Here is a 21,210-nt window from a genome sequence, read left to right on the forward strand (position 1 = left end):
TTTATCGCTCAGGTCAGAATAAATAGCGGAAGGTCATTCTGAGGTTTCTGCCCTCAGTAGGATGGATATGCCTATCATAAATTCCTTCACGTTCTGAAGAGTTAGGTGAGCATGTAGGCTCACTGAGATCTTGACGAGTGCATGATGCATAGTAGTATTCGATATCATTTGTTTTTTGATCGAATACATTAAAGAGTTCAACTTGTGCTAGAAAGTTTTTATTAAATTGATAGCTTCCTTGTAAGTTAACTAAAGTTGATGAATCGGAACGAACTGAGTTATCCTCAATCAAAGGGCGAGAACCAAAGTAACGCAAACGTCCTCCAAAATTAATTTGGTCATTCAGTTTATAAGTAAATCCAGCAGCTATGGTCTTTTCTATTGCCCCAGGAATATGATTTCCTTCCGAATTTTCATTTTTAAATCTTGCTTTTGACCAAGCCAGATCTAGATCGATAATCCAAGCATCTGTTGGTTGATAGAATTGTGAAATTTCGATACCTTGTCTTTTACTTGGTCTACTTGCTTCTGTCGTACCAGCATCGCCAATAAATACCAGTTCTGAATCTGAATCAAGTTGCCATAGAGCTATTGTTGAGGTGAGCTCAGGTATAAGTTTTGCTCTTAATCCCAGTTCTGAATTTATTGTTCTTACCAATGGAGAAACGGGGAGAGTTGCTTTTAAATAGTTACTATCACGAGAATCAATGTTTAGGTGCGTTGTAGTTCCTCTAGCATCATTGCTATGAAAGCCATATGCATAATTAATGTAATATTCAGTATTCTCCCACGGACCTAAAATTATGCTCATTTTAGGGCTGAAAATATGATCAGTTTTATGACCACTATTTTCTTCTTTATCAGAATTTACATCAAAAGAATAAAAATCACCACGAACGCCTAAAATAGTTTTTAACCAAGGTTGCCACGTGGTTTGATTTTGTCCCCATATTCCAATAGACCATTGATTAACATTATCATTTCTTATAGTGTTGAAACGCTGTCGATCTTGTGTCTGGTAAAGACCTAAGTTGTTAATATAATCATACCTAAGAGATGATCCAAATGAGTTTAAAAGCTCTTTGCTTGACCATTCACTTAATGAACCTTTTTGAAATTTAAATCCAAGTGTCGTTCGTTCTTCAGCTTGCTCAAATTGGTCTCCATGGACTGGATCATTTAAAAAATAACTAAAGTCAGAAAATAGATTCAGTTTGTTACATATGGCATAAGTGGAGATTGTTGAGTATTTCGTTTTCTCATAATTTTTAGCATTATACCAAATAGCAGTCCGAGCAGACTTACCACCATCACTCTTGTTTAAGCTATCAAAGCGATTAAGTTCACCGCTTTCAATCAGCCGCTCTGGAATTTGATCAGTAGCATCCCATCGTGCTTGATAATGTTGAAAGCTGATGGATTGATTTTTATTATGGTCACCAGTGAAATATTTTAAGAATAGATTTTGTTTTGAAAGATTTTCAGGATTAACCCAAGGTCCGTCACTGTTGATGTTTTCAACTGCACCGATTAATTCCCCATCACTAAGAACTAAGTTTCCAACGGCTAAAAATCTCAGTAAATTGTGATTACCTAACGTTATTTGTGCGTAAGGATTATCTAGAGAATGGATACTCGAAATTTTTGCTGTACCTGCTGATGCAAAATCACCATCATCAATCGATACTGCTCCTTTGTGATATTGAATTGATTCAATCAGTTCGGGGATTAGAAAATTTAAGTCTGTGTAACCTTGGCCGTGGGCATGACTCACCATGTTAATGGGTTGTTCATCAAATGATGTTGCAAAGTCAGTTCCATGATCTAAGTTAAAACCTCTCAGAAAGTATTGATTTGCCTTACCACTACCACTGTGTTGAGTCACAATGACACCAGGGATCGTTTCTAAAACTTCTGCTGGACGTGATAAAGGTCGAGTTTCAATTTGTTCTTTCGATATTGTTCCTTGGGATGAAGTAAATGCGACCCCAAAAGTGCTATCTAAATTTGATGATGCTGTTATTTTAATTGTAGGAAGTGTTGTTGTAAGTTCACCTCCAGCATGAGTAAGCTGACCTAAATAGAAATGACTACTTCCTATCAACAAGCAATACAAAATTCTTTTTTTCATTTTTATTCCATTAATTTTATAAATTTTCGTGATTTTCACAAACATGAAATCATTATTCATTTCATGTTTTCAGTTATTTATCAAATTTAGATTTATAGTTGCTTTAACATTTGTTTTAATTTTTGAATGTAGGTCGGATTTTCATAGCCAGTCTCATTACTCCAATTTAATAATTTTTCTATGCTTTCACGATTTTTACTATCAAGTGCAAGGGCGGTATAAATCTCAAAATCGTCATTTTCTCTTTGCATATTCCAGTTTTTGGCAGCTATGCGTAAACCTTCATCATATTTTTTTGAAACCCATAGGAATTGAGCTTGCTCTCTGAGATGTATGTGATCCTTATGGTCGAGTAGATTTTGTACTCTTTGAGTTAGTTCATTTAGGTCTTTTTCTGCAAGAGGATCGTTTAGTTTCTGTTTGCTTAAAATAATTCTATATAACGCGCCATCATGATAACGATATGGGGTCAGAATTTTGATTGCGTTTGAATATTCTTGTTGAGAAATATACCAATTGGATTTAGTAAGAGTGTTGGGTAAATTATCTACATTAAGTAATGGAATAGATTGGCTCGCAAGAGTTGGATCATTAAATCTTGTCGCTATTTCTAGCATAATATTACCTAACCATTGCTGATCGTTTTTATTTAGCCTTGTTGCCATTTGAATAAGTTCATTTGTTCTAGACTTTATTTCTGAAATATTTTTTGTCATTGCATCCACTTGCAGGACACAACCAGCTTGATAAAGTTTCACACTCTGTTGATCTAATTGATCACATAATTTAAGTGACTGATTAAATTGACCTTGTAATCTATATATATTTGCGAGTTGTAAAATTGCATCATAATTTTTAGGGTCTTTTTTTAATACGTCATTAAGTATTGTTTCTGCTCTGCTGAAATTATGATTTGCTTGAGCGAGTCGAGTTTCTAACAATTTATTTTCTGTGTCTGATGAATTGAAGCTTGATTTCATTAAGTCTTCAGCTTGTTCTAAAAACTTACCGTCGCCTTTTGAATAAGCTTTTTCAAGTAACACATTAACGATTTGATTTCTCAGCTCATCATTATGATTGTTTTTTAACATTACTGAATAATTTGGATGTTCTGAACTCGATGAGGATTCTTCATGGTGATGTTTGGGGTGAGCGAAAGCAGTACTTAAATACAATGAAGCTATTATTGGTAATGTTAGCTGACGAATTAACATTTAAAACTCCTATAAAGACTCTTAACAGAAGTTTGTTAAGAGTCTTAATCTTAAAATTTCACTGCAACGGGTTCTGATTTGTTATCTATAGTAGATTCTGAAATTTCAGTAATACTTTTAGGTTCAGCCTGTTCGTAGTTACTTTGAGGTTGATTGGTTAATGACAAGGTTTCTTTAAGAACGGGGTCATTTGGGGATGGGTTGTTATTATTTGGTTTTGAATTATTGTCATTACCACCGCAGCCACTTAATCCAATACCAACCATAAATAGCAAAATGAGTTTTCTCATGGTGACTACTCCTAATTATTTGCTAGCTGTATTAAATGGAGAGCCTGCTACTGGAGTATTTAAGTATGGGAAAGCAGTACCAAATTGTTGTGGTGATTGTAGAGCTCCATCTGTAAAGCCTATTCCTCCAGCTTTAGCATCGCTCGCTTTACAACCAACAGCGGTATTGACACCATCAATTGTGCAGAGTAAGCCCATAGCAACTCTCAGCTCAATATCGACGACATCATCACCAGGTCTACGACCGTTCGGGAATCCTGCAGTATCTCCACCGATTACACCAAGACGATTTTGTTTATCTTTAGCTGCTGGAGTAATAGCAGTATTTAGACGTAACATTTCAGATGCTTTTACATTTTTAGGTTGATTTAAGCCAGGAATACCTAAAAGAAATGCGTTAACTAAGTCAGTTCTTGGAAAGTTTGTTGGCGCAACTACGGCACCACCAGTTGCCTCTTTAAAAAGAACTTCTATTAATGTAGGCAGGGTTGGGTTAGTCACATAGTCAGCAAATTGCCCATCATTCACAGGCTTACTTGCATTAAATTTATCTTTATCTTTAAGACCAATGACGACTTCATTAACTAAAGGCATGCCTAAACGTGAAACTTGAGTCCAAGCACCACCAACTTTACTTGCACTGGAAAGATTGCTTTCAGGATTAGGATTTAATAAGGTGGCTTGAGGTAAGCTTGCTGTTGTCCATCCTCCAATCACTGTATCATTTGAAGCCACTAAACAAGATTGTGGAACTTCTAAAGCAATTGTAGTGACGTTTTTATTTGCAATATTATTCAATCCTTGATCTTCAGCGTTTACGCCTGAAGGTGCGAGTTGAGTCGCAGGAATCTTAATATTCACTAAATCGAATACTTCACCTAAGTTAACAGCAAAAGGATCTTGACGTTGACCGACAAAAACTTTACCAGAACCACAATTTCCAAAGTTAATGTTTTGGACAAATGTATCTGCGTAGGCTTGATAGTTTGGAATTGATTTTGCGCCAACATTATCGAATGGCTTTTTAAAAGAGCCTAAAGTACTTCGATCACCTTTACGTCGGTCACCTTTAATCATGGTAACAGTATATGTTTCAGCGGTATTTTGAGCTGAACTACTATCATTTGTGATTTTACCAATGTTAGATAATGGTACAGAAACATTCTTGCCACCTACAGGAACTTGTAAGTCTTTTAACTCTTGATTGAATTTAAATTGGAAAGTAATGTCTTCTTGCCCATCTCCGTTGTTGTCAATGTGTATTTCATATAAGGCTTTAGGATCTAAAGCGAAATAATTAGGCCCCCCATAAGCATCTTGTAAAGGCTGATAGTTTGCTAGTATGGTTACGAAATTACTTCGGCTCGGCTCATAACTTTTAAACATATAAAAATCTGTAGCGTCAACCTTGGGTGTTTTACTGATTGATGGTGCTTCGCGGTGGCTTGAAGCGAATGATGTCACACTAAAACTACTTAGCATAATTGCTAAAAGTAGGCGAGAGTCCATTTTGTGTCTCCTTGACCATGTTGATCTTGGGTATATTTTTGATGAATTTTTATTCGTCTTATAATTTTCTGATATGAATTTAGATCAGTATAAGACTCTTAATATTTATACTGGTTCGATAGTGAAGTTTCTGTGAGCAAGTTTGAATTTAAAAAATTTTTTGTGCTGCAGTAGATAAGATTAAATAAGTAACATCTAAAAAGTAAACATGTATTTATTGCCAAAATATTTTGATATCTGATACACCCAATTTTGTATTTGATTAGCCGTCATTACTTTGAAATCACGCCAATGATACTTCATCTGTCACCATACCATATCTCAATGCGATTTAATTCAGGGCTATTGTAAGAACACTTGGCCTACCTGAACGATGACCTTCTTGAATAGATTCAAATTGGTAGAGTTGCCAATGGCGACGTTGTAACCGTATAGTTTCAGGTATTCGACTTTGAAGTTTAGCTACTTCTGCTACAGTTTTACCTTCGGATAGCCACAATATGGTTTGTGCGCGTTGTCTTTCTCGCCAATGTGCAGCGTGTTTGGTGAGATCAATAAGTTGTTTTTGTTCAACTGGGTTGAGATGGATTGAAACGATACGTGGCATAGTTGAGCAGCAGCTAATCAAACATACCTTTTCGCATGGTTAGTTTGATTAATCAACTTAATGTATCTTCAACCATTTTTAATGGTTCGATTCACATTACTTTCAGTGATATGGTAATTTTCCGCCAATTCCAATTGAGTGTTGTAATTACGCAAGTAATTGAGTGTTAATAATTGATCCTCTATAGCTAAAGTATGAGGATGCCCTGATTTCTTTTTGAGTAATTCCAGTTCTTTTAAAACCTTTACCATTTCACCAAAAACTGGTCGAGTTACGCCAACCAAACGTTTGAATTCAGAATCTGAAATGAGGCAGTTTTTACTTTCATAAGAGGTTTAATGTAAAATTTTCTGAAATATTTTTAAATAACATTGTAACTGTATGGTTAGTTTAATATTAAAGAAATTTCTAACCAGTGCTTAATTTCAACCACTTAGTCGTCTAAAAAATAAAAATATAATAGTTATAAGTCTTGTTACAAGCTATTAGTCGACAATCGATAGAAAATTTCTCATAGTCCTATCAACAATATTTTGGGAAGAAGTATTATGGATAAGATTACGGTAATTATTAAAGATCAAGAAGAAAATGAATCGATTGTTGTGGCACAGCTCAATGATTTAGAAGACCAAGATATTCCTTTTTTTAAACGAGTTGAGCATATTGAAGTAGAAGGGAATATCATTTTTCCAAATATCGATTTACTTTTTGAAAGTGATATAGATGGAAAGATTTATAAGTTAGTTGCACCTGTGAATGATAAAAGATTTATCTGACCTCAACCTTCTATTTTCAATACGATAAAAGAGACCCACTTATGAGATTCAAATAAGTGGGCTTTATTTGAGAGCAACAAAAGTGATTTAAATCAAGTTGCCATGTCACTGAATACTCGTCCTAGAAAAGCGTTAGATTGGCTTACACTATTAGAGAAGTTTTCTCAACTTGTTGATTATCATAAGGTTTTTGAAACTGTCGCACCTCAGGTTTGAATTCGCCTAGTGTTATGTGATCTCAATGAATTGGGTTAAGCCCTTTAACAATGTCATTAAACTCAGAGCCATTGAGCCAAAAAGATTTTTTTAGAAAAAGGGTAGTCATAATACTTTCCGCTGCTTCACTATTTTGGTTGTCACAAAATAGTCCATAGCTCTCACCTAATACAGTGTTGTTCTCGATGAGACGAATAAAGAAAGCATGTTGTTCGTCAGCATAACCTAGAATAGCATCACGTCGATTGTTCATTTTTCATGTCTCCACATCAAAAATCTTTTGAGTAAAATCTACTGCTCACAGATCAAATCTATTCTTGAATTAGATCAATGATTTAGGTTTTAAAAAATTAAATTTATTTTTTAAATCATTGATTTTAAATACTAAGATCAGCTTATTTCACATCCGTGTATTAGTTAAATAAGCCAAAATTTGATCTATTAAATTCATTGTTATGCAAAACTAATTGTACGTCAACTTGAATTTGTAACTTTTTCAAGTTAAATTATTTGTAAGTATTTTAAACTTGGGTAAGGAGGAATTATGTCCAAAAAAAATGAATTTGAGCATGGTGGTGCCCGAAGTAATGCAGGACGTAAAGCACAATTCAGTGAGCCAACCAAAGTCATCCGTGTTCCCGAATCTCAAGTTGATTTCATCAAAAATTGGTTACTGAATAATGTCAAAACCGATACTCGTACAGATTTGACTGCTCAAATGAAAATCCAAAATGTACAAGCAAAGAATGACCGAATTTATCATATTCCACTAGCAACCGAACGAGTTGCTGCGGGTTTTCCATCACCTGCCCAAGATTATGTTGAGCAATCACTCGATTTAAATGAATTTTTAATTCGTAACGAAAACTCGACTTTCATTGTCAAAGCCAACTCACTGTCGATGTTGGACGCAGGAATTGATATTGATGATCCATTAGTGGTAGACCGTAGTCTTTCAGCAAAGTCTGGGGATATAGTGATTGCTTTGATTGACAATGATTTTACGGTCAAACGTTTGATGATTGATCATCATTTCAGCCCTCCAAAGGTATGGTTAAAAGCTGAAAATCCAGATTATCAAAATATTTATATCACAGACGGACAGGAGTTACAGATCTGGGGTGTGGTGACTTATAATTTGAAGCCAATGAGGTAAGCCAATGAGCCTACCACAACGTATTTTTGCTTTAATTGATGTGAATAACTGTTATGTCAGTTGTGAGCGCGTGTTCAATCCAAAGCTAGAAAAGCGTCCTGTGGTGGTTCTATCTAATAACGATGGCTGTGTGGTTTCCCGCTCTTATGAAGCAAAAAAGCTCGGCATTCGTATGGCTGTGCCATTTTTCCAAATCGAAGATATTATTCGTCAGCATCAAGTGCAGGTCTTTTCCAGTAATTATGCTTTATATGCGGAAATGTCGCGTCGTTTTATGAACATATTAGGCAACTTTGTAGATCCCTCTGAACAGGAAGTTTATTCGATTGATGAATGCTTTTTAGAGTTGACTGCCTATCAGCATATTCATGATTTAACCGAATATGCGCACCAAATTCTAGATACGGTGAAAAACTGGTTGGGTTTGCCATGTTGCATCGGCATTGGTTATTCCAAGACTCAAGCCAAACTGGCCAATAATCTAGCCAAGACACACGCATGTTTTGATAGTGTCTGTAATATCGTTGCTGAAGACCCATGCGTGATTGAAGACTTGTTACAGCAGATGCCTGTAGGTGAAGTGTGGGGTGTTGGACGAAAGATTCGTCAGCGCTTAGAAAAAATGAATATCTACTCGGTGTTGGATTTGGTTCAAGCTGATCCTAAAATGTTAGGTAAGTATTTTTCTGTGGTCATGGAAAATACGGTTAAAGAATTACAAGGCATGGCTTGCTTAGAAATTGAAGATGTTGTGACAGATCGACGACAGGTGTTAAGTAGCCGTTCCTTTGGTCAGCCGATTGAGGATAAAACTAGCCTGAGTGGCGCTTTAACCGAATTTAGCTTACGTGCGATTGAGCGTTTGCGAAAGCAAAACTTACTCTGCAAAGCTATTGGCGTTAGCATTCGCACCAATCGTTTTGACAAAGATCAATATTATCGTCCCTATACAGTGATGTATCTATCCGACTATAGCGATGATCGTTTAGAAATTATCAAAGCTGTGTTACAGGGGCTAGATCGAATTTATCAAGCTGGTCATCGTTATAAAAAAGCAGAAGTGATTTTGTTGGATATTATCCCACAACATAGCCATACAGTAGATTTATTCCATGACACCAATAAATTGATTGCTCGAAAAAATCTTTCGATCGCTTTTGATGAGATTAATAAAAGATTTGGTCGGGATTGTATGACACTAGGACGATTGATTACGCCGCATGGGCGGGCGTGGCGTATGAATCAAAACCATAAATCACCGAGTTATTTGACCAAGTGGGATGAGCTTCTGAGGGTTCTCTAAAGTATTAATGGTACAGCTTATATTTTTCAATATTAACTCTGAAACTTATTATTTTTCCTTAAGAACGTTTGAATTTAACAAAGTAAGACCCTAATGATTTATTGAAGTATTTTAAAAAAAATGTGGAAAATAGATGAATGAAAAATTATCTATTCTTGTTAAATAATTGCCTAAATTAAAGATAAGCGTATCTTTTAAATAATGAATTGAATTTGTATGGATTTGATTGAACAAAAGGAAGCCATTTTGACGAGATCGGTTTATGTTAGACTACTCAACTTACGGTATCGCAAATTACCGTGAATAACCAAAATGAGTAGGTAAGATGATTGGGCAGCAGAGAAACAGGCTAGCAGCTTTGGGAATAGATGTTTGGATTCCTCGGGAAGTTGTATGTCAAAAAAACACTGCACCAAGTCTATGGCGAGATCAATTAATTGATGACGTTTCTGAGTCTACAGAACGTACATTTGAAGTTACACCGATTTTAGAAGACATTCCAGCAACATCTGCACATACGCCACCGATCACCGAAATTGAAGTATCGCAGCAAACGAAAGTTGTTACAGAACCTATTGTTAAAGCAGCGCTTGATGAAAAAGAACAGATTGTTATTACTGCTCAGGTTCGGTCATTTGAATTGCAAATGTATGTGTTGGAAAACTGCGCCATTTTATTAGAAACCAGTCAGCTTAGCGAGGCTCAAAGCCAACTCTGGCAAAATATTCAAAAGGCAAGATTAGGGCAGTATGCTGAATTAAAATGGCCATTTCCTTTGGCTGCTTTTCAGGAAAGTCGGGGATTCTCCTCGTATATTCAAGGTTTTCTGGATGCAACCGCAACACAAAAAAAGATATTGTGCTTAGGTCAATTGGACTTTATTCAGCATGCTAATATCTTATATTTAGCGAGTTTGGAAGAAATGTTAGCCCAACCTTTATTAAAAAGACGGTTGTGGCAGCTCATGCAATAAAGATCGGAAATCGAATCATGAAGAAAGTTGTTGTATTCAGCCAAATAGATCAAGATGTTTTAGCGCAGTTACAGCAAGATTATCGGGTCGTGGTACTTAATCCTAAACTGGGTGATATCAACGACCAGATTCGAACAGAGGTTGTTGATGCTGATGCCATGATTGGCGCAGGACGACTGTTAAACGAAGGTAATTTGGCACCCGCCCAAAAACTTAAAATCATTTCGACAGTGTCTGTTGGTTATGATAATTATGATGTTAACTATCTTAATCAAAAGAAAATTTGGCTTGCTAATACACCACATGTTTTGACAGAAACAACGGCTGATCTTGCCTTTACTTTGTTGCTGAGTGCCGCACGCAAAGTTCCATACCTTGATGCATGGACCAAACAAGGTCAGTGGAAACGAACGGTATCTACTGAACAATTTGGTATGGATGTTTTTGGTAAAACGCTAGGGATTATTGGCTTAGGGAATATTGGTGCTGCCATTGCCCGTCGCGGATTTTATGGTTTTAATATGAATATTTTGTACCATAACCGCCGTGAAAAGATTGAGGTGGCTCAAGCATTTAATGCACAATATCGCGACTTAGATCAGTTATTGCAGCAGTCTGATTTTATTGTAGTTGCTGTCGATTTAAATCATGAATCCCAAGCACTGATTGGCGCAGAACAGTTTGACTTAATGCAAAAACATGCTGTCTTCGTCAATATCGCACGTGGCTCTGTAGTCGATGAAAACGCTTTAATCGAAGCATTAAAACAAAATAAGATCTTTGCTGCTGGATTGGATGTCTATGCCAAAGAACCTCTGCAAAATTCAGCATTATTTGAGTTGCCAAATGCAGTAACCTTGCCGCATATTGGCTCAGCAACGACTGAAACGCGTCAGAAAATGGTGAAACTTGCTTATCAAAATTTAGTGGACGCACTACAAGATAGAACACCTCGTTATCTCGTTAATCCAAAGTTTGAATAATTGCTTACAATGCTGATCAGTCAATTGCTGCATTATTGTGCGGGTCTATCTTTTTAAATTGATTAATATTGGTACACTTGCGCTTTTTGAAATTTTGTCTTCGGGGTGTCTGTGTTTGAGAAATTGGCTGAAAAAAGTTTAAATCTAATGGGTTGGGAACTGGATAATCATTGGGATTTGAATGTTGATCAATGCGTGATGATTGCAGCTCCACATACCAGTAATTGGGATGCTTTATATGCACGGTTGGCATTAAAAGCTTTAGGTGTAAATGTTCGTCTTACGATTAAAGATAGTTATATGAAGTTTCCATTTGGTCCATTTGTGCGTGCAATGGGTGGTATCGGGATTGATCGTAGCGTGAAACAAGAAGGACAAGCGCGACCGAGTATGGTTCAACTCATGAGTGACTTGTTCAAAACACATCCTAAATTAGTGATGTTAGTGACACCAGAAGGGACGCGTGCTAAACAAGAACAGTGGAAAACTGGTTTTTATCATGTTGCAACCAACGCAGGCGTACCGATTGCATTGGCGTATATGGATTATGCTAAGAAAAAAACAGGCGTAGGAAAAATTGTTTATCCTACGGGAGATTATGAAAAAGATATGGTTGAGATTATGTCTTTTTATGCAGACATTAATGCAAAGTTTCCAGAGAAATTTAGTGTCGATCAACGTTATGTAAACACGAAATAATAGTGTTGATTTCAAAAATATAAACTAAGGCAGGATTTTCCTGCCTTTTATAACACTTCGTTGCAAATATCTTCATTTTCTAATGTTATATTAAATTTCTTGATTAGAATCATAGAGAAACGACTTGAGATCGCTGCTGCTTGCATGTGGTTTATTGGCCACTACTCAATTGAGTCATACTCAGATCTTTTTGCCTACACAGACAATTGGACAAACAGAAGTACCTGAAATTGGTAGTGGTATAGGTTTGCTTGATCAACAGAAAGAAAAACTGATTGGTGAAAAAGTTTATCGTGAAGTTCATCGACAGATGCCAACGGTACAAGATGCGTGGTTAGAAGATCAATTTCTACAGGTTTTTTCAGGTATTCTTAGTCAGACTCAGCTTGGTCAACCGATTGGTTTAGTGGTTATAAAAGATCCACAAATTAACGCATTTGCAGTGCCTGGTGGTTTGTTTGCATTAAATACAGGCTTAATTACATCTGCAAAAAATTTGGATGAAATAGCAGGGGTCATGGCACACGAGATCGCCCACGTTGCACAGCGACATTACAGTCGTTCACAAGAAGCATTTAAAGGACAGGGGCTACTTGCTCTTGCAGGTATTCTTGTCGGTGCGGCAATCGCATCTAAAGCAGATGGTGATGTTGGTTCCGCAGTAATGTTAGGCACACAAGCGGCGTTGATGGACAAGCAACTCAGTTATAGTCGTAATCAAGAGCGTGAAGCAGACCGTATTGGTATGCAGTTTATGTATTCTGCTGGATACAATCCACAAAGCATGGCAGATTATTTTGAAACCATGCATCGTGAAACAAGTCGTGTGAGTTTCCTACCTGATTTTTGGCTCACTCATCCACTAACGACAGAGCGTATGAGTGAAGCCCGATTACGAGCAAACCAACTCCCAAAAGTAAAATCAAAAATATATGATCTTGATTTTGAGATTTTAAAGTTATATACGCTCGTAATTTCAAACCAAGCGACAGAAACTCAATTACAAGCTTTTGCAAATCAAAAAAATACAGCTGCACAATTAGCGCTAAGTAAGTTTTATTTAGAACGTGGTGATTATACTCAGGCACAAGCAAATTTAGATTTGGTAAAAGCAAAGCTTAAATATCATGTATTGGTTCCACTGATTCAAACAGATATTTACTTAGGGCAAAATAAATTTGATCAGGCTTATAGTAGTATAAATTTCATTCAAAAAACGATGCCTGAAAATAGGGCACTATCTTATAAACTTGCAGAAGTTTTAATTCGGCAAGGGCAGGCTGCTCAAGCTCAAACAGTGGTTCAACGGTTTATTCATAAAAACCAGAGAGATATTGAAGGTTGGCAACTGTTGCAACAGGCAACAAACTTAGATAAAAGTTCGCCACTACAAGCAATTAATGTGCTTTGTTACCGTGCTGAAGCTGAATATTGGTCTGGCTATGAAGAAAATGCGATTAAATCCATGTTGCACGCTCAGCGTTTAGCCAAAGGAAATTTAGCCATGTCAGCAAAAATTGACTCTCGCTTAAAACAAATGCAAGATGATCGCCGTATGAAAATTTAATCTTTATCAAGAATTAAGAGAAATAAAAATGATCAAAGGACAATGTTTGTGTGGTGCTGTGCAGTATCAATATTATGGTGAAATTGAAAACAGCATTCTATGCTATTGTAGTGATTGTCAGCAGGCGCAAGGCTCAATCGCTGGTTGGAATAGCCCACTTGACGAAACACAATTTAAAATTCTGTCAGGACGTGATCAGCTCAAAGAATATTTCCACACACCGAATAAAGCACGTGTATTTTGTCAAAACTGCGCAAGCCCACTTTACTCATATCGTACCGATTTAGCTAATGTGATTCGTTTACGCCTAGGAACAGTGACAGATGGGAATCTTTCTGCACCAAAAGAAGAATTTTTTACTGAGCACAAACCAAACTTTATTGAATTAAGATAAGATGATCTGCGTAAAAAATCGCTGAGAAGTTAGAACATTTATGAAGAAAATTTTAGTTTTTATTTTTGCGATAAGCAGTGTGGGGACTAGCTCAGCAGCATCAGTTGAGCAATATGTCAATTCGGTTGAGAAAATTCGTAGTGTCTATGCACAGGATATTCGTGGTTTTTTACGTAGTCTTAATCCACAGATTTCACAGTTCACACCTGAGCAGCAAGCTCAGTATTGTGGTATTAATCAGCGTTATATTCAGGATATGTCAGATGCGATTGAAAAAAATCGCTCATCCTTGCCGCTACAATACGCAAATATGACTAAACAGGATATAATCAAACAAGTGACTGAGTCAAATGAGATGCAAATGCTAGTGAAATATAATGTTCAGTGTGATTTTAAGTAAAAATAATCTCTTGGGTTCATTATTTAATGAATCCAATTTTTAAATAGAGTAATTTGTATAAAATGGATAAAATTAAGCAGATTAGCTTAATTTTGCTTTAATTTTAGCAGATACTTGTGCAGGATCGGCACGCCCGGCTATGATCGGACGTAGAGAATTCATCACCTTACCCATATCTTTCATGCTAGTAGCTTCTTGAGCAGCAATCGTTTGCTCAATGATGGAATCAAGTTCTTCCTCAGTCATAGCGGCTGGTAGAAATTGAGAAATAACCTCAACCTCGGCTTGTTCCTTACTAGCTAAATCATCTCGACCAGCGCCAGAAAAGGCCTTGATCGATTCTTTACGTTGTTTAATTTGCTTTTCAATGACCGCAAGAACCTGAGCATCGTCAAGCTCTATGCGCTCATCGACTTCGATTTGCTTAATTGCTGCTTGTACACCACGAATAACCGTTACTGTTGCCATATCTTTGGCACGCATTGAGTTTTTTAATACGTCAGTAATTTGGTTTTTTAAAGTATTCATGGTCTCTTCAGCAGTCAATCACAAATTAATTAGTAAAGGCGAGTAGTACGTACAGATTCGCGAGTCAATTTCTTTTGATAACGCTTAACTGCAGCAGCTTTTTTACGCTTACGCTCTTGAGTTGGTTTCTCATAGAATTCGCGCTTACGAACGTCAGCTAAAACACCCGCTTTTTCGCATGAACGCTTGAAACGACGGATAGCTACGTCTACTGGTTCGCCTTCTTTCAACTTAACTTGTGGCATGTAAAATCCTCTAAGATTATGGATAAGATCTAATGCACGATTGCGCTAGATCGCAAGTGAAGGTCAGTATTTTACTCATTTACAACTCAGATCACAAGTCTATAATAGCTCTGATATTATTTTTGATCGTTGTAAAGGCAGTTTAATGATTGTTTTGGGCTTAGAAACTTCGTGTGATGAAACTGGGTTAGCACTCTATGATAGCGAGCTCGGCTTACGTGGACAGGTTTTGTATAGCCAAATCAAACTGCATGCAGAATATGGCGGTGTCGTTCCTGAATTGGCTTCACGTGATCATGTTCGTAAGATGATTCCTTTAATTAATCAATTGCTTGAGCAGAGTGGTGTTAAAAAGCAAGAGATTGATGCTGTTGCCTATACCCGTGGTCCAGGATTGATGGGTGCACTGATGACTGGGGCTTTATTTGGTCGCAGTTTGGCGTTTGCATTTAATAAACCTGCGATCGGTGTGCATCATATGGAAGGCCATATGCTTGCGCCATTGCTTTCGGAAACACCACCGGAATTTCCATTTGTGGCTTTATTGGTTTCGGGTGGACATACCCAACTCATGGCGGCCTATGGCATCGGTCAATACGAATTGCTCGGTGAATCGATTGACGATGCAGCAGGTGAGGCCTTTGATAAAGTCGCAAAAATGATGAAACTGCCTTATCCAGGTGGGCCGAATATTGCGAAATTGGCGTTACAGGGTGATGCCAAGGCATTTGAATTCCCACGGCCAATATTACATCAAGGTTTAGATTTTTCTTTTAGCGGTCTTAAAACCGCAGTTTCTGTACAATTGAAAAAGCTCGGTGAAGAGAATCGTGATGCCGATGTGGCGGCTTCTTTTCAAGAAGCTGTTGTCGATACACTCGCTAAAAAATCCCTGAAAGCTTTAAAGCAAACAGGTTTAAAACGTTTGGTGATTGCAGGTGGTGTGAGTGCGAATGTTCGCTTACGTGAGCAATTAGAAACCTCTTTGAAAAAGATCAAAGCGCAAGTTTATTATGCCGAGCCTGCCTTATGTACCGATAATGGTGCAATGATTGCGTTCGCAGGTTATCAACGTTTAAAGGCTGGGCAGCATGATGGTTTGGCTGTCACCACAACACCAAGATGGCCAATGACTGAGTTACAACCGACCTAAAATACAATTCATCTTTCTATTGCTTGTTAGGCAGTGGGTAAATCTAGGTGGTTCTTATATTTACCTGACTATTCTTCTATTTAAAAAATTGAATCATTCATTTTATGCATAGCGAACGCGTACTGCCTACGCTATTGTATTTGAAGTATTGGATAAATTATTTTTTGATGAGCTAAAACTCATTGTGGAGTACAAAAGTTGAAAATTTCTTATATTTTTACATGTGGCCGATTAGAGTCTTTATTTAAGATTCTCTGTCTCACTCAACAAGGTGAGAAAAAGGTCGAGTCAAAAGAAAAGGTCGTTGAACAATATAGAAAAGACATCGCTTTAGGACGTCCTTTTGAAGAAACTGAACTTTATCAAATCATTGAGCAAAGTGAAGAAAAGATTGTTATTAACCGCTTGAGTAATATTCTGCGTGAAAAACCTACTCAGCAGAAGGGTAGCTTTGATGCGGACGAATATAAGACTGGCGCATGGTCTGAGTTTAGTGATTATAAGCTGGCGGTTCGATTCTCAAATGCGAAAACCGAGTTAAGTGAAAAGCACTTTGCGAAAACGGGTGAATACATGACCAGTCGTGGTATTGCAAAATTGACAGGTTTTAATCCAAGCAATATTAAGAATATGCTGCATCATAAAAGAAGTGTGGTGAGAAAAATGCTCACAACCTTAGAGAAGTTAGCAAAAGAGTATTAATATTTAAGCTGTATGTTTGATGCAGAGAAAATTTATTTTCTGCATCAATTCTGAACTAATACAATTTCAAGACTTTTAATCTTTAAACGCATTTTGATTTTCGACATCAATATATTCAAGATAACCACGACCTTGAACTTTTTGGTTTTGATATTCACCCGTGAAATTGTATGCACTTGCATAACCGATTTCCTACGTTCTTTCCATACGGAAAAACTAGGTTATGAAAAACAATTGCCTTTGCTAAGCGGAAATAAGGACAAAGCCAAAGCTTTTTAGGGCAATCTCCCTAAGCGTTGTTAGACAATTTTTCAAGGTTTTGCGAGCCAATCCAGTGTTTAGAGAACTGGTAAGCTGCACGCCCTGAACGCTGCCCACGAGCTTGGCACCATTTCAAACTTTCAGCACGAACAATGTCGTTATATTCCAAATTTGCTTGAACAATATAATGCTCGACAATTTCTAAATACAGTTGTTGATCCATTGGATAGAAGGAAAGCCACATGCCAAAACGATCAGACAGTGAAATTTTTTCCTCAATCGCTTCCTGTGGATGTAACTCGGTATATTGAGGAACATCCACTTTACGCACAGGCGTATTTTCATGCATAAATTCAGGTAGTAAATGACGGCGGTTACTGGTTGCATAAATAATAAAATTACTTGAACCCGATTGAAGTGAGCCATCCAAGACACTTTTTAAACTACGATAATTTTCATCTTCTGCGTTAAACGCAAGATCGTCACAATAAACAATAAATTTTTCAGGGCGATATTCTATTAATTTTTGGATTTTAGGTAAATCAGAAAGATCATCTCGTTCAATTTCAATTAAACGCAAACCTTGTGCTGAATACTCTGTAAGCAAGGCGCGAACAATCGATGATTTCCCTGTACCACGTGAACCTGTGAGTAAAACATCATTGGCAGGTAAGCCATTGAGAAACTGTAAAGTATTTTGAATAATCTTAGCTTTCTGGCGTTCAATTCCTTTTAGATCTTCTAAATACAATTTTTTAGGTTGTTGAATTGCAACTAGTTGTTGATTTTCCCATCGAAAAGCAATCGCAGAAAAATCTGTTGGCTGTTTAGGTGCAGGGAGAACTTGTTGTAACTGTGTCAAAACACTAGATAAAGATTGAAGAATAGATTCGGGTAAATCAAGGATAGCCATAAACACAAACCAAACTCAGTGATTAATGATTAGGGATACTATCATTGCTATAGCTGAAATGAAGAAAATATCATTAAAAATGTTGCAAACGGTCAATTTACCCTTGATTGTTGGTGCTGCTTTTTGCATTGTATAAGTGCGAGATGATAAGAATATAATGAAAAATAGGAATGCTAATGTTCAATAGAGCTCAAGAAAAAAGAAATACATATCAATTACATAGAGTCGATATGTTAAAAGAGAGCTTGCAACATGCGAGTTCTTATGCGGAATGGAAAGAAATTGCACTAAAACTGGACGAAGAAGCGGGGCATGAAGCATGGAAATATGACAATCAATCGCCTTACTTTGATGCAGAAATTTTGTCTAAACGATATAACTTATTAAAAAAATATCGAATGCAACATCGAACTTTAGATTTAATTTATGTTCTTCGTGAAGGCTTATCTTATGACTTCGCCAATATTGGTCATCCAATGTTATTTGCACAAACCTATATAGGTACGAAAAGAATTATCGAAAACTATGTTGAAGAAATGAGTGAATGTCTTCGCTATTTAGCTTCTAGTGAATGTATTACTTTTCAACTCAAAGAAAAAATTCAATTTTTCAAAGAATGTCAAAGAGCCTATGGACAACCTGCACTTATGTTTTCTGGTGGTGCGACACTGGGTTTATTTCATACAGGTGTATGTAAGGCTTTGCTTGAACAAGATTTGATGCCTCGAGTCCTGTCTGGTTCAAGTGCCGGGGCGATCATGACTGGAATGTTGGGGGTGTCCTCTGCTGATAAAATTCCAGAACTGCTCAAAGGTGAACATTTTTTTAGTGATGCTTTTAAATTCAGGAAAATTTCAGAGCTAATTCGAGGGCATGGTGGTATTGCTGATGTCATGTATTTGAAAAAATTCCTGATGCAAAATTTGGGTGATGTGACATTTGCAGAAGCCTATCAACAGTCAAAGCGACATATTAATATTGTAATTGCCCCTTATAACACAGCACAAAACCCGCGGATTATGAATGCACTAACCGCGCCGAATGTTTTAGTGTGGAGTGCTGTTTTAGCATCTTGTGCTGTACCTGTATTATTTCCGCCTGTGCACTTAACTAGTAAACGTTACGATGGTCAGCATACACCTTATTTGGCCAATACCAAGTGGGTGGATGGGAGTATGCGTAGTGATTTTCCACAAGAAAAAATGGCTCGTTTGTATAATATAAATTACACCATTGCCAGCCAAGTAAATCCGCATATCGTGCCATTTATGCAAAGTGATACAGAAAGGTTTCGTCGCGATGTTTTAAACTGGCCTGAACGACTTATTCGGCATCAAGGCAAAGCAATTGCAATGGAAGTCATGGATTTAACACGTAATTATATGGGCGGTTTTTTCCCGATTCGCCGTGTTTTAGATCATGGATATGGTATTCTAGGGCAGCGTTATTACGGCGATGTAAATATCATTGCGCGCTATGGTTTAAGACATTATAGCTATATGCTTAAAAATCCACGTCCGAAGCTCTTTAAGGTTTTGCAGCAAGAGGGAGAGCGAGCGACATGGCCGAAGATTTCATCTATTGAAATTCATGCACGGATTGGCAAAACGATTGAGCATTGTTTAACATCACTGCGTAAGCAGCAAGAAAAGCAACAGAATGAGTTTTACTACGTTGATCTTTGATTCAAATATTCAACTGGATAATTTGAGTTTAAGTACTAAACCTGAAAGCTATGCTTTTGGGCGGCGTTTATATCGTTGCCAAATTGAGCAACAACAATATTGGCTTAAATTTCATTTAATCAATAGCCATGAGGTTTTAGAGCAAGCGTTTGAGCGAGAACTAAATTTCTATCAACAAAACTCTCAAGTTAGACAGAATTTTTTATTGCCCCATCAAATTATACCACTTTCTCATATTAAAAATGACGATGATCTTCCTCAGTGTGGGGTAGGATTGCTTAGTGTTGCTACAAATGTATTTTTTAGTCCTATTCAGGTAACAGATAGCATCCAAGTTATCTGCCATAAAATTTTAACTGCGCTGCAAGCCATTCAAAGTATGCATCAATTAGGTTGGATTCATGGCGATTTAAAAGCAGAGCATTTTCGATTATATGAAAATTCATGCAGGCTCATTGATTTTGAACAAAGTTATCAATTACAACCAATCCAAAATTTAACCGCAACTCCTCATTATATGGCACCTGAGCTTTTTCATGGGAAGCCAAAAACAATACAAACTGATTTATATGCTTTTGGCATCATTGTTTATGAGTGGTTATCCCAAAGCAAATTAACTGCAAAAAACTACCATGAATGGGCCATCCTACATTGCCAGAAATTAGAAATTAAATTACCTGATGAATTGCGGTGTTTTTTGCCTTTATTAACAGGCTTATTGCAGAAACATCTAAAACAGCGATTTAGCTCAGCAATAGAGGCAAAAAATTGTTTGAATGCAATTGATTTGCTGTAAAAATAAACATAAATGTTTGATTTGAATATTATATGTGCATTTGGTAGAGTTTTTTGTCAGAAAGACTTGTCATAACGAGTGTTTCTCACTAATATGCATACCCATCGGGGGCGTGGCGAAATTGGTAGACGCACTGGATTTAGGTTCCAGCGCCGCAAGGTGTAAGAGTTCGAGTCTCTTCGCCCCCACCAAATTTAAAAAGCAAGATTTTCTTGCTTTTTTTATGATTAAATCAGAAATGAATTGATCATAGGGTTATAGAGGATTGGTGTAATGGTAGCATGACGGTCTCCAAAACCGTTCGTCAAGGTTCGAGTCCTTGATCCTCTGCCAAATATCAAAAGGAACTTTAAATAAGTTCCTTTTTTTATTTCAAGAGTTTTTTCATTTGTATACGAAAAAAGCATTAGCTTTCAGATGCATAGTTTTTTTATAAAAAAGGCTTGTCAGCAAGAAAGTTTATCACTAATATACACATCCATCGGGGGCGTGGCGAAATTGGTAGACGCACTGGATTTAGGTTCCAGCGCCGCAAGGTGTAAGAGTTCGAGTCTCTTCGCCCCCACCAAATTTAAAAGTAAGTTTCTTACTTTTATGATTAGATCAGAAATGAATTAATCATGCAGTTATAGAGGATTGGTGTAATGGTAGCATGACGGTCTCCAAAACCGTTCGTCAAGGTTCGAGTCCTTGATCCTCTGCCAAATAA

The 21,210-nt window shown here is 37.0% G+C and carries 21 protein-coding genes, 4 tRNA genes and 5 pseudogenes; 18 read left to right on the forward strand and 12 right to left on the reverse strand.

Going from position 1 to position 21,210, the window contains the following annotated elements:
• Window positions 1–13: 13 nt before the first annotated feature.
• The 7 genes and pseudogenes from CDG59_RS04730 to CDG59_RS04760 all read right to left on the reverse strand — a co-directional run.
• A complete protein-coding gene (locus tag CDG59_RS04730; protein ID WP_087544021.1) occupies window positions 14–2,131 on the reverse strand; it encodes a TonB-dependent receptor in 2,118 nt (705 codons plus the stop codon).
• Between the two features lie 92 nt (window positions 2,132–2,223).
• Window positions 2,224–3,345: a tetratricopeptide repeat protein gene (locus CDG59_RS04735; protein ID WP_087543924.1), complete on the reverse strand. Its 1,122-nt coding sequence runs from the start codon at window positions 3,343–3,345 to the stop codon at window positions 2,224–2,226.
• A 50-nt stretch (window positions 3,346–3,395) separates the two neighbouring features.
• Window positions 3,396–3,635: a hypothetical protein gene (locus CDG59_RS04740; protein WP_087543926.1), complete on the reverse strand. Its 240-nt coding sequence runs from the start codon at window positions 3,633–3,635 to the stop codon at window positions 3,396–3,398.
• A gap of 15 nt (window positions 3,636–3,650) precedes the next feature.
• Entirely contained in the window at window positions 3,651–5,144 is a 1,494-nt protein-coding gene (locus CDG59_RS04745; protein WP_005165096.1) for a DUF4331 domain-containing protein, read from the reverse strand.
• A gap of 195 nt (window positions 5,145–5,339) precedes the next feature.
• Window positions 5,340–5,488, reverse strand: a pseudogene (locus CDG59_RS15745) (transposase); the annotation flags it as partial.
• A 2-nt stretch (window positions 5,489–5,490) separates the two neighbouring features.
• Window positions 5,491–5,751: pseudogene (locus CDG59_RS04755) on the reverse strand (hypothetical protein); the annotation flags it as partial.
• A gap of 77 nt (window positions 5,752–5,828) precedes the next feature.
• Window positions 5,829–6,059 (reverse strand): annotated as a pseudogene (locus tag CDG59_RS04760) (IS5/IS1182 family transposase); the annotation flags it as partial.
• 240 nt (window positions 6,060–6,299) lie between these two features.
• Here CDG59_RS04760 and CDG59_RS04765 point away from each other — a divergent pair.
• A complete protein-coding gene (locus CDG59_RS04765) occupies window positions 6,300–6,527 on the forward strand; it encodes a hypothetical protein (protein WP_004662973.1) in 228 nt (75 codons plus the stop codon).
• An 84-nt stretch (window positions 6,528–6,611) separates the two neighbouring features.
• Window positions 6,612–6,743, forward strand: a pseudogene (locus tag CDG59_RS15005) (IS30 family transposase); the annotation flags it as partial.
• Window positions 6,744–6,765: 22 nt separating this feature from the next.
• On the opposite strand, the gene CDG59_RS04770 reads toward CDG59_RS15005, so the two are convergent.
• Entirely contained in the window at window positions 6,766–6,996 is a 231-nt protein-coding gene (locus tag CDG59_RS04770; RefSeq protein ID WP_004662971.1) for a hypothetical protein, read from the reverse strand.
• A 291-nt stretch (window positions 6,997–7,287) separates the two neighbouring features.
• On the opposite strand from CDG59_RS04770, the gene CDG59_RS04775 reads away from it, so the two are divergent.
• The 8 genes from CDG59_RS04775 to CDG59_RS04810 all read left to right on the forward strand — a co-directional run bounded on the left by CDG59_RS04775 (window position 7,288) and on the right by CDG59_RS04810 (window position 14,218).
• Entirely contained in the window at window positions 7,288–7,899 is a 612-nt protein-coding gene (locus CDG59_RS04775; protein WP_005159261.1) for a LexA family protein, read from the forward strand.
• Window positions 7,900–7,903: 4 nt separating this feature from the next.
• Window positions 7,904–9,202: a Y-family DNA polymerase gene (locus CDG59_RS04780; protein WP_087543928.1), complete on the forward strand. Its 1,299-nt coding sequence runs from the start codon at window positions 7,904–7,906 to the stop codon at window positions 9,200–9,202.
• A 325-nt stretch (window positions 9,203–9,527) separates the two neighbouring features.
• Window positions 9,528–10,175: a hypothetical protein gene (locus tag CDG59_RS04785; protein WP_087543929.1), complete on the forward strand. Its 648-nt coding sequence runs from the start codon at window positions 9,528–9,530 to the stop codon at window positions 10,173–10,175.
• A gap of 17 nt (window positions 10,176–10,192) precedes the next feature.
• Complete coding sequence (locus CDG59_RS04790; protein WP_087543931.1) at window positions 10,193–11,158, forward strand: 2-hydroxyacid dehydrogenase; 966 nt, start codon at window positions 10,193–10,195, stop codon at window positions 11,156–11,158.
• Window positions 11,159–11,269: 111 nt separating this feature from the next.
• Complete coding sequence (locus tag CDG59_RS04795; protein ID WP_087543933.1) at window positions 11,270–11,857, forward strand: 1-acyl-sn-glycerol-3-phosphate acyltransferase; 588 nt, start codon at window positions 11,270–11,272, stop codon at window positions 11,855–11,857.
• A gap of 124 nt (window positions 11,858–11,981) precedes the next feature.
• On the forward strand, window positions 11,982–13,424 hold the full coding sequence (locus tag CDG59_RS04800) for a M48 family metalloprotease (RefSeq protein WP_087543934.1): 1,443 nt from the start codon (window positions 11,982–11,984) through the stop codon (window positions 13,422–13,424).
• A 28-nt stretch (window positions 13,425–13,452) separates the two neighbouring features.
• A complete protein-coding gene (locus tag CDG59_RS04805) occupies window positions 13,453–13,818 on the forward strand; it encodes a GFA family protein (protein ID WP_087543936.1) in 366 nt (121 codons plus the stop codon).
• Window positions 13,819–13,858: 40 nt separating this feature from the next.
• Window positions 13,859–14,218, forward strand: coding sequence for a hypothetical protein (locus CDG59_RS04810; protein ID WP_087543937.1), 360 nt, complete (start codon window positions 13,859–13,861; stop codon window positions 14,216–14,218).
• A gap of 81 nt (window positions 14,219–14,299) precedes the next feature.
• On the opposite strand, the gene CDG59_RS04815 is transcribed toward CDG59_RS04810, so the two are convergent.
• Window positions 14,300–14,746, reverse strand: coding sequence for a GatB/YqeY domain-containing protein (locus tag CDG59_RS04815; RefSeq protein WP_004808327.1), 447 nt, complete (start codon window positions 14,744–14,746; stop codon window positions 14,300–14,302).
• Window positions 14,747–14,775: 29 nt separating this feature from the next.
• Window positions 14,776–14,991, reverse strand: a complete 216-nt coding sequence (gene rpsU / locus CDG59_RS04820) for a 30S ribosomal protein S21 (protein WP_004652785.1) — start codon at window positions 14,989–14,991, stop codon at window positions 14,776–14,778.
• A gap of 145 nt (window positions 14,992–15,136) precedes the next feature.
• On the opposite strand from rpsU, the gene tsaD reads away from it, so the two are divergent.
• Both tsaD and CDG59_RS04830 read left to right on the forward strand, forming a co-directional pair.
• Entirely contained in the window at window positions 15,137–16,144 is a 1,008-nt protein-coding gene (tsaD, locus tag CDG59_RS04825; RefSeq protein WP_087543939.1) for a tRNA (adenosine(37)-N6)-threonylcarbamoyltransferase complex transferase subunit TsaD, read from the forward strand.
• Window positions 16,145–16,342: 198 nt separating this feature from the next.
• Window positions 16,343–16,846, forward strand: coding sequence for a hypothetical protein (locus CDG59_RS04830; RefSeq protein ID WP_004662957.1), 504 nt, complete (start codon window positions 16,343–16,345; stop codon window positions 16,844–16,846).
• A gap of 75 nt (window positions 16,847–16,921) precedes the next feature.
• Here CDG59_RS04830 and CDG59_RS15695 read toward each other — a convergent pair.
• Together CDG59_RS15695 and CDG59_RS04835 are read right to left on the reverse strand one after the other, a co-directional pair.
• Window positions 16,922–17,035 (reverse strand): annotated as a pseudogene (locus CDG59_RS15695) (DUF6670 family protein); the annotation flags it as partial.
• A 100-nt stretch (window positions 17,036–17,135) separates the two neighbouring features.
• Window positions 17,136–18,020 carry an ATP-binding protein gene (locus CDG59_RS04835; RefSeq protein WP_087543940.1) on the reverse strand — a complete coding sequence of 295 codons (885 nt, stop codon included), beginning with the start codon at window positions 18,018–18,020 and terminating at the stop codon, window positions 17,136–17,138.
• Window positions 18,021–18,196: 176 nt separating this feature from the next.
• Between CDG59_RS04835 and CDG59_RS04840 the strand changes: the two genes are divergently transcribed.
• From CDG59_RS04840 to CDG59_RS04865, 6 genes are all read left to right on the forward strand, one after another.
• Complete coding sequence (locus tag CDG59_RS04840; RefSeq protein WP_087543942.1) at window positions 18,197–19,705, forward strand: DUF3336 domain-containing protein; 1,509 nt, start codon at window positions 18,197–18,199, stop codon at window positions 19,703–19,705.
• The gene (locus CDG59_RS04845) at window positions 19,680–20,501 is read left to right on the forward strand and encodes a protein kinase domain-containing protein (RefSeq protein WP_005159297.1); all 822 of its coding nucleotides are present in this window, start codon (window positions 19,680–19,682) and stop codon (window positions 20,499–20,501) included. The genes CDG59_RS04840 and CDG59_RS04845 overlap by 26 nt, the downstream gene beginning before the upstream one ends.
• Before the next feature lie 106 nt (window positions 20,502–20,607).
• Window positions 20,608–20,692 (forward strand) — tRNA-Leu (locus tag CDG59_RS04850).
• Window positions 20,693–20,760: 68 nt separating this feature from the next.
• Window positions 20,761–20,834 (forward strand) — tRNA-Trp (locus CDG59_RS04855).
• Window positions 20,835–20,984: 150 nt separating this feature from the next.
• Window positions 20,985–21,069, forward strand: a tRNA-Leu gene (locus CDG59_RS04860).
• 62 nt (window positions 21,070–21,131) lie between these two features.
• Window positions 21,132–21,205 (forward strand) — tRNA-Trp (locus CDG59_RS04865).
• Window positions 21,206–21,210: the final 5 nt, after the last annotated feature.

Source organism: Acinetobacter sp. WCHA29 (assembly GCF_002165335.1).
GTDB lineage: Bacteria > Pseudomonadota > Gammaproteobacteria > Pseudomonadales > Moraxellaceae > Acinetobacter.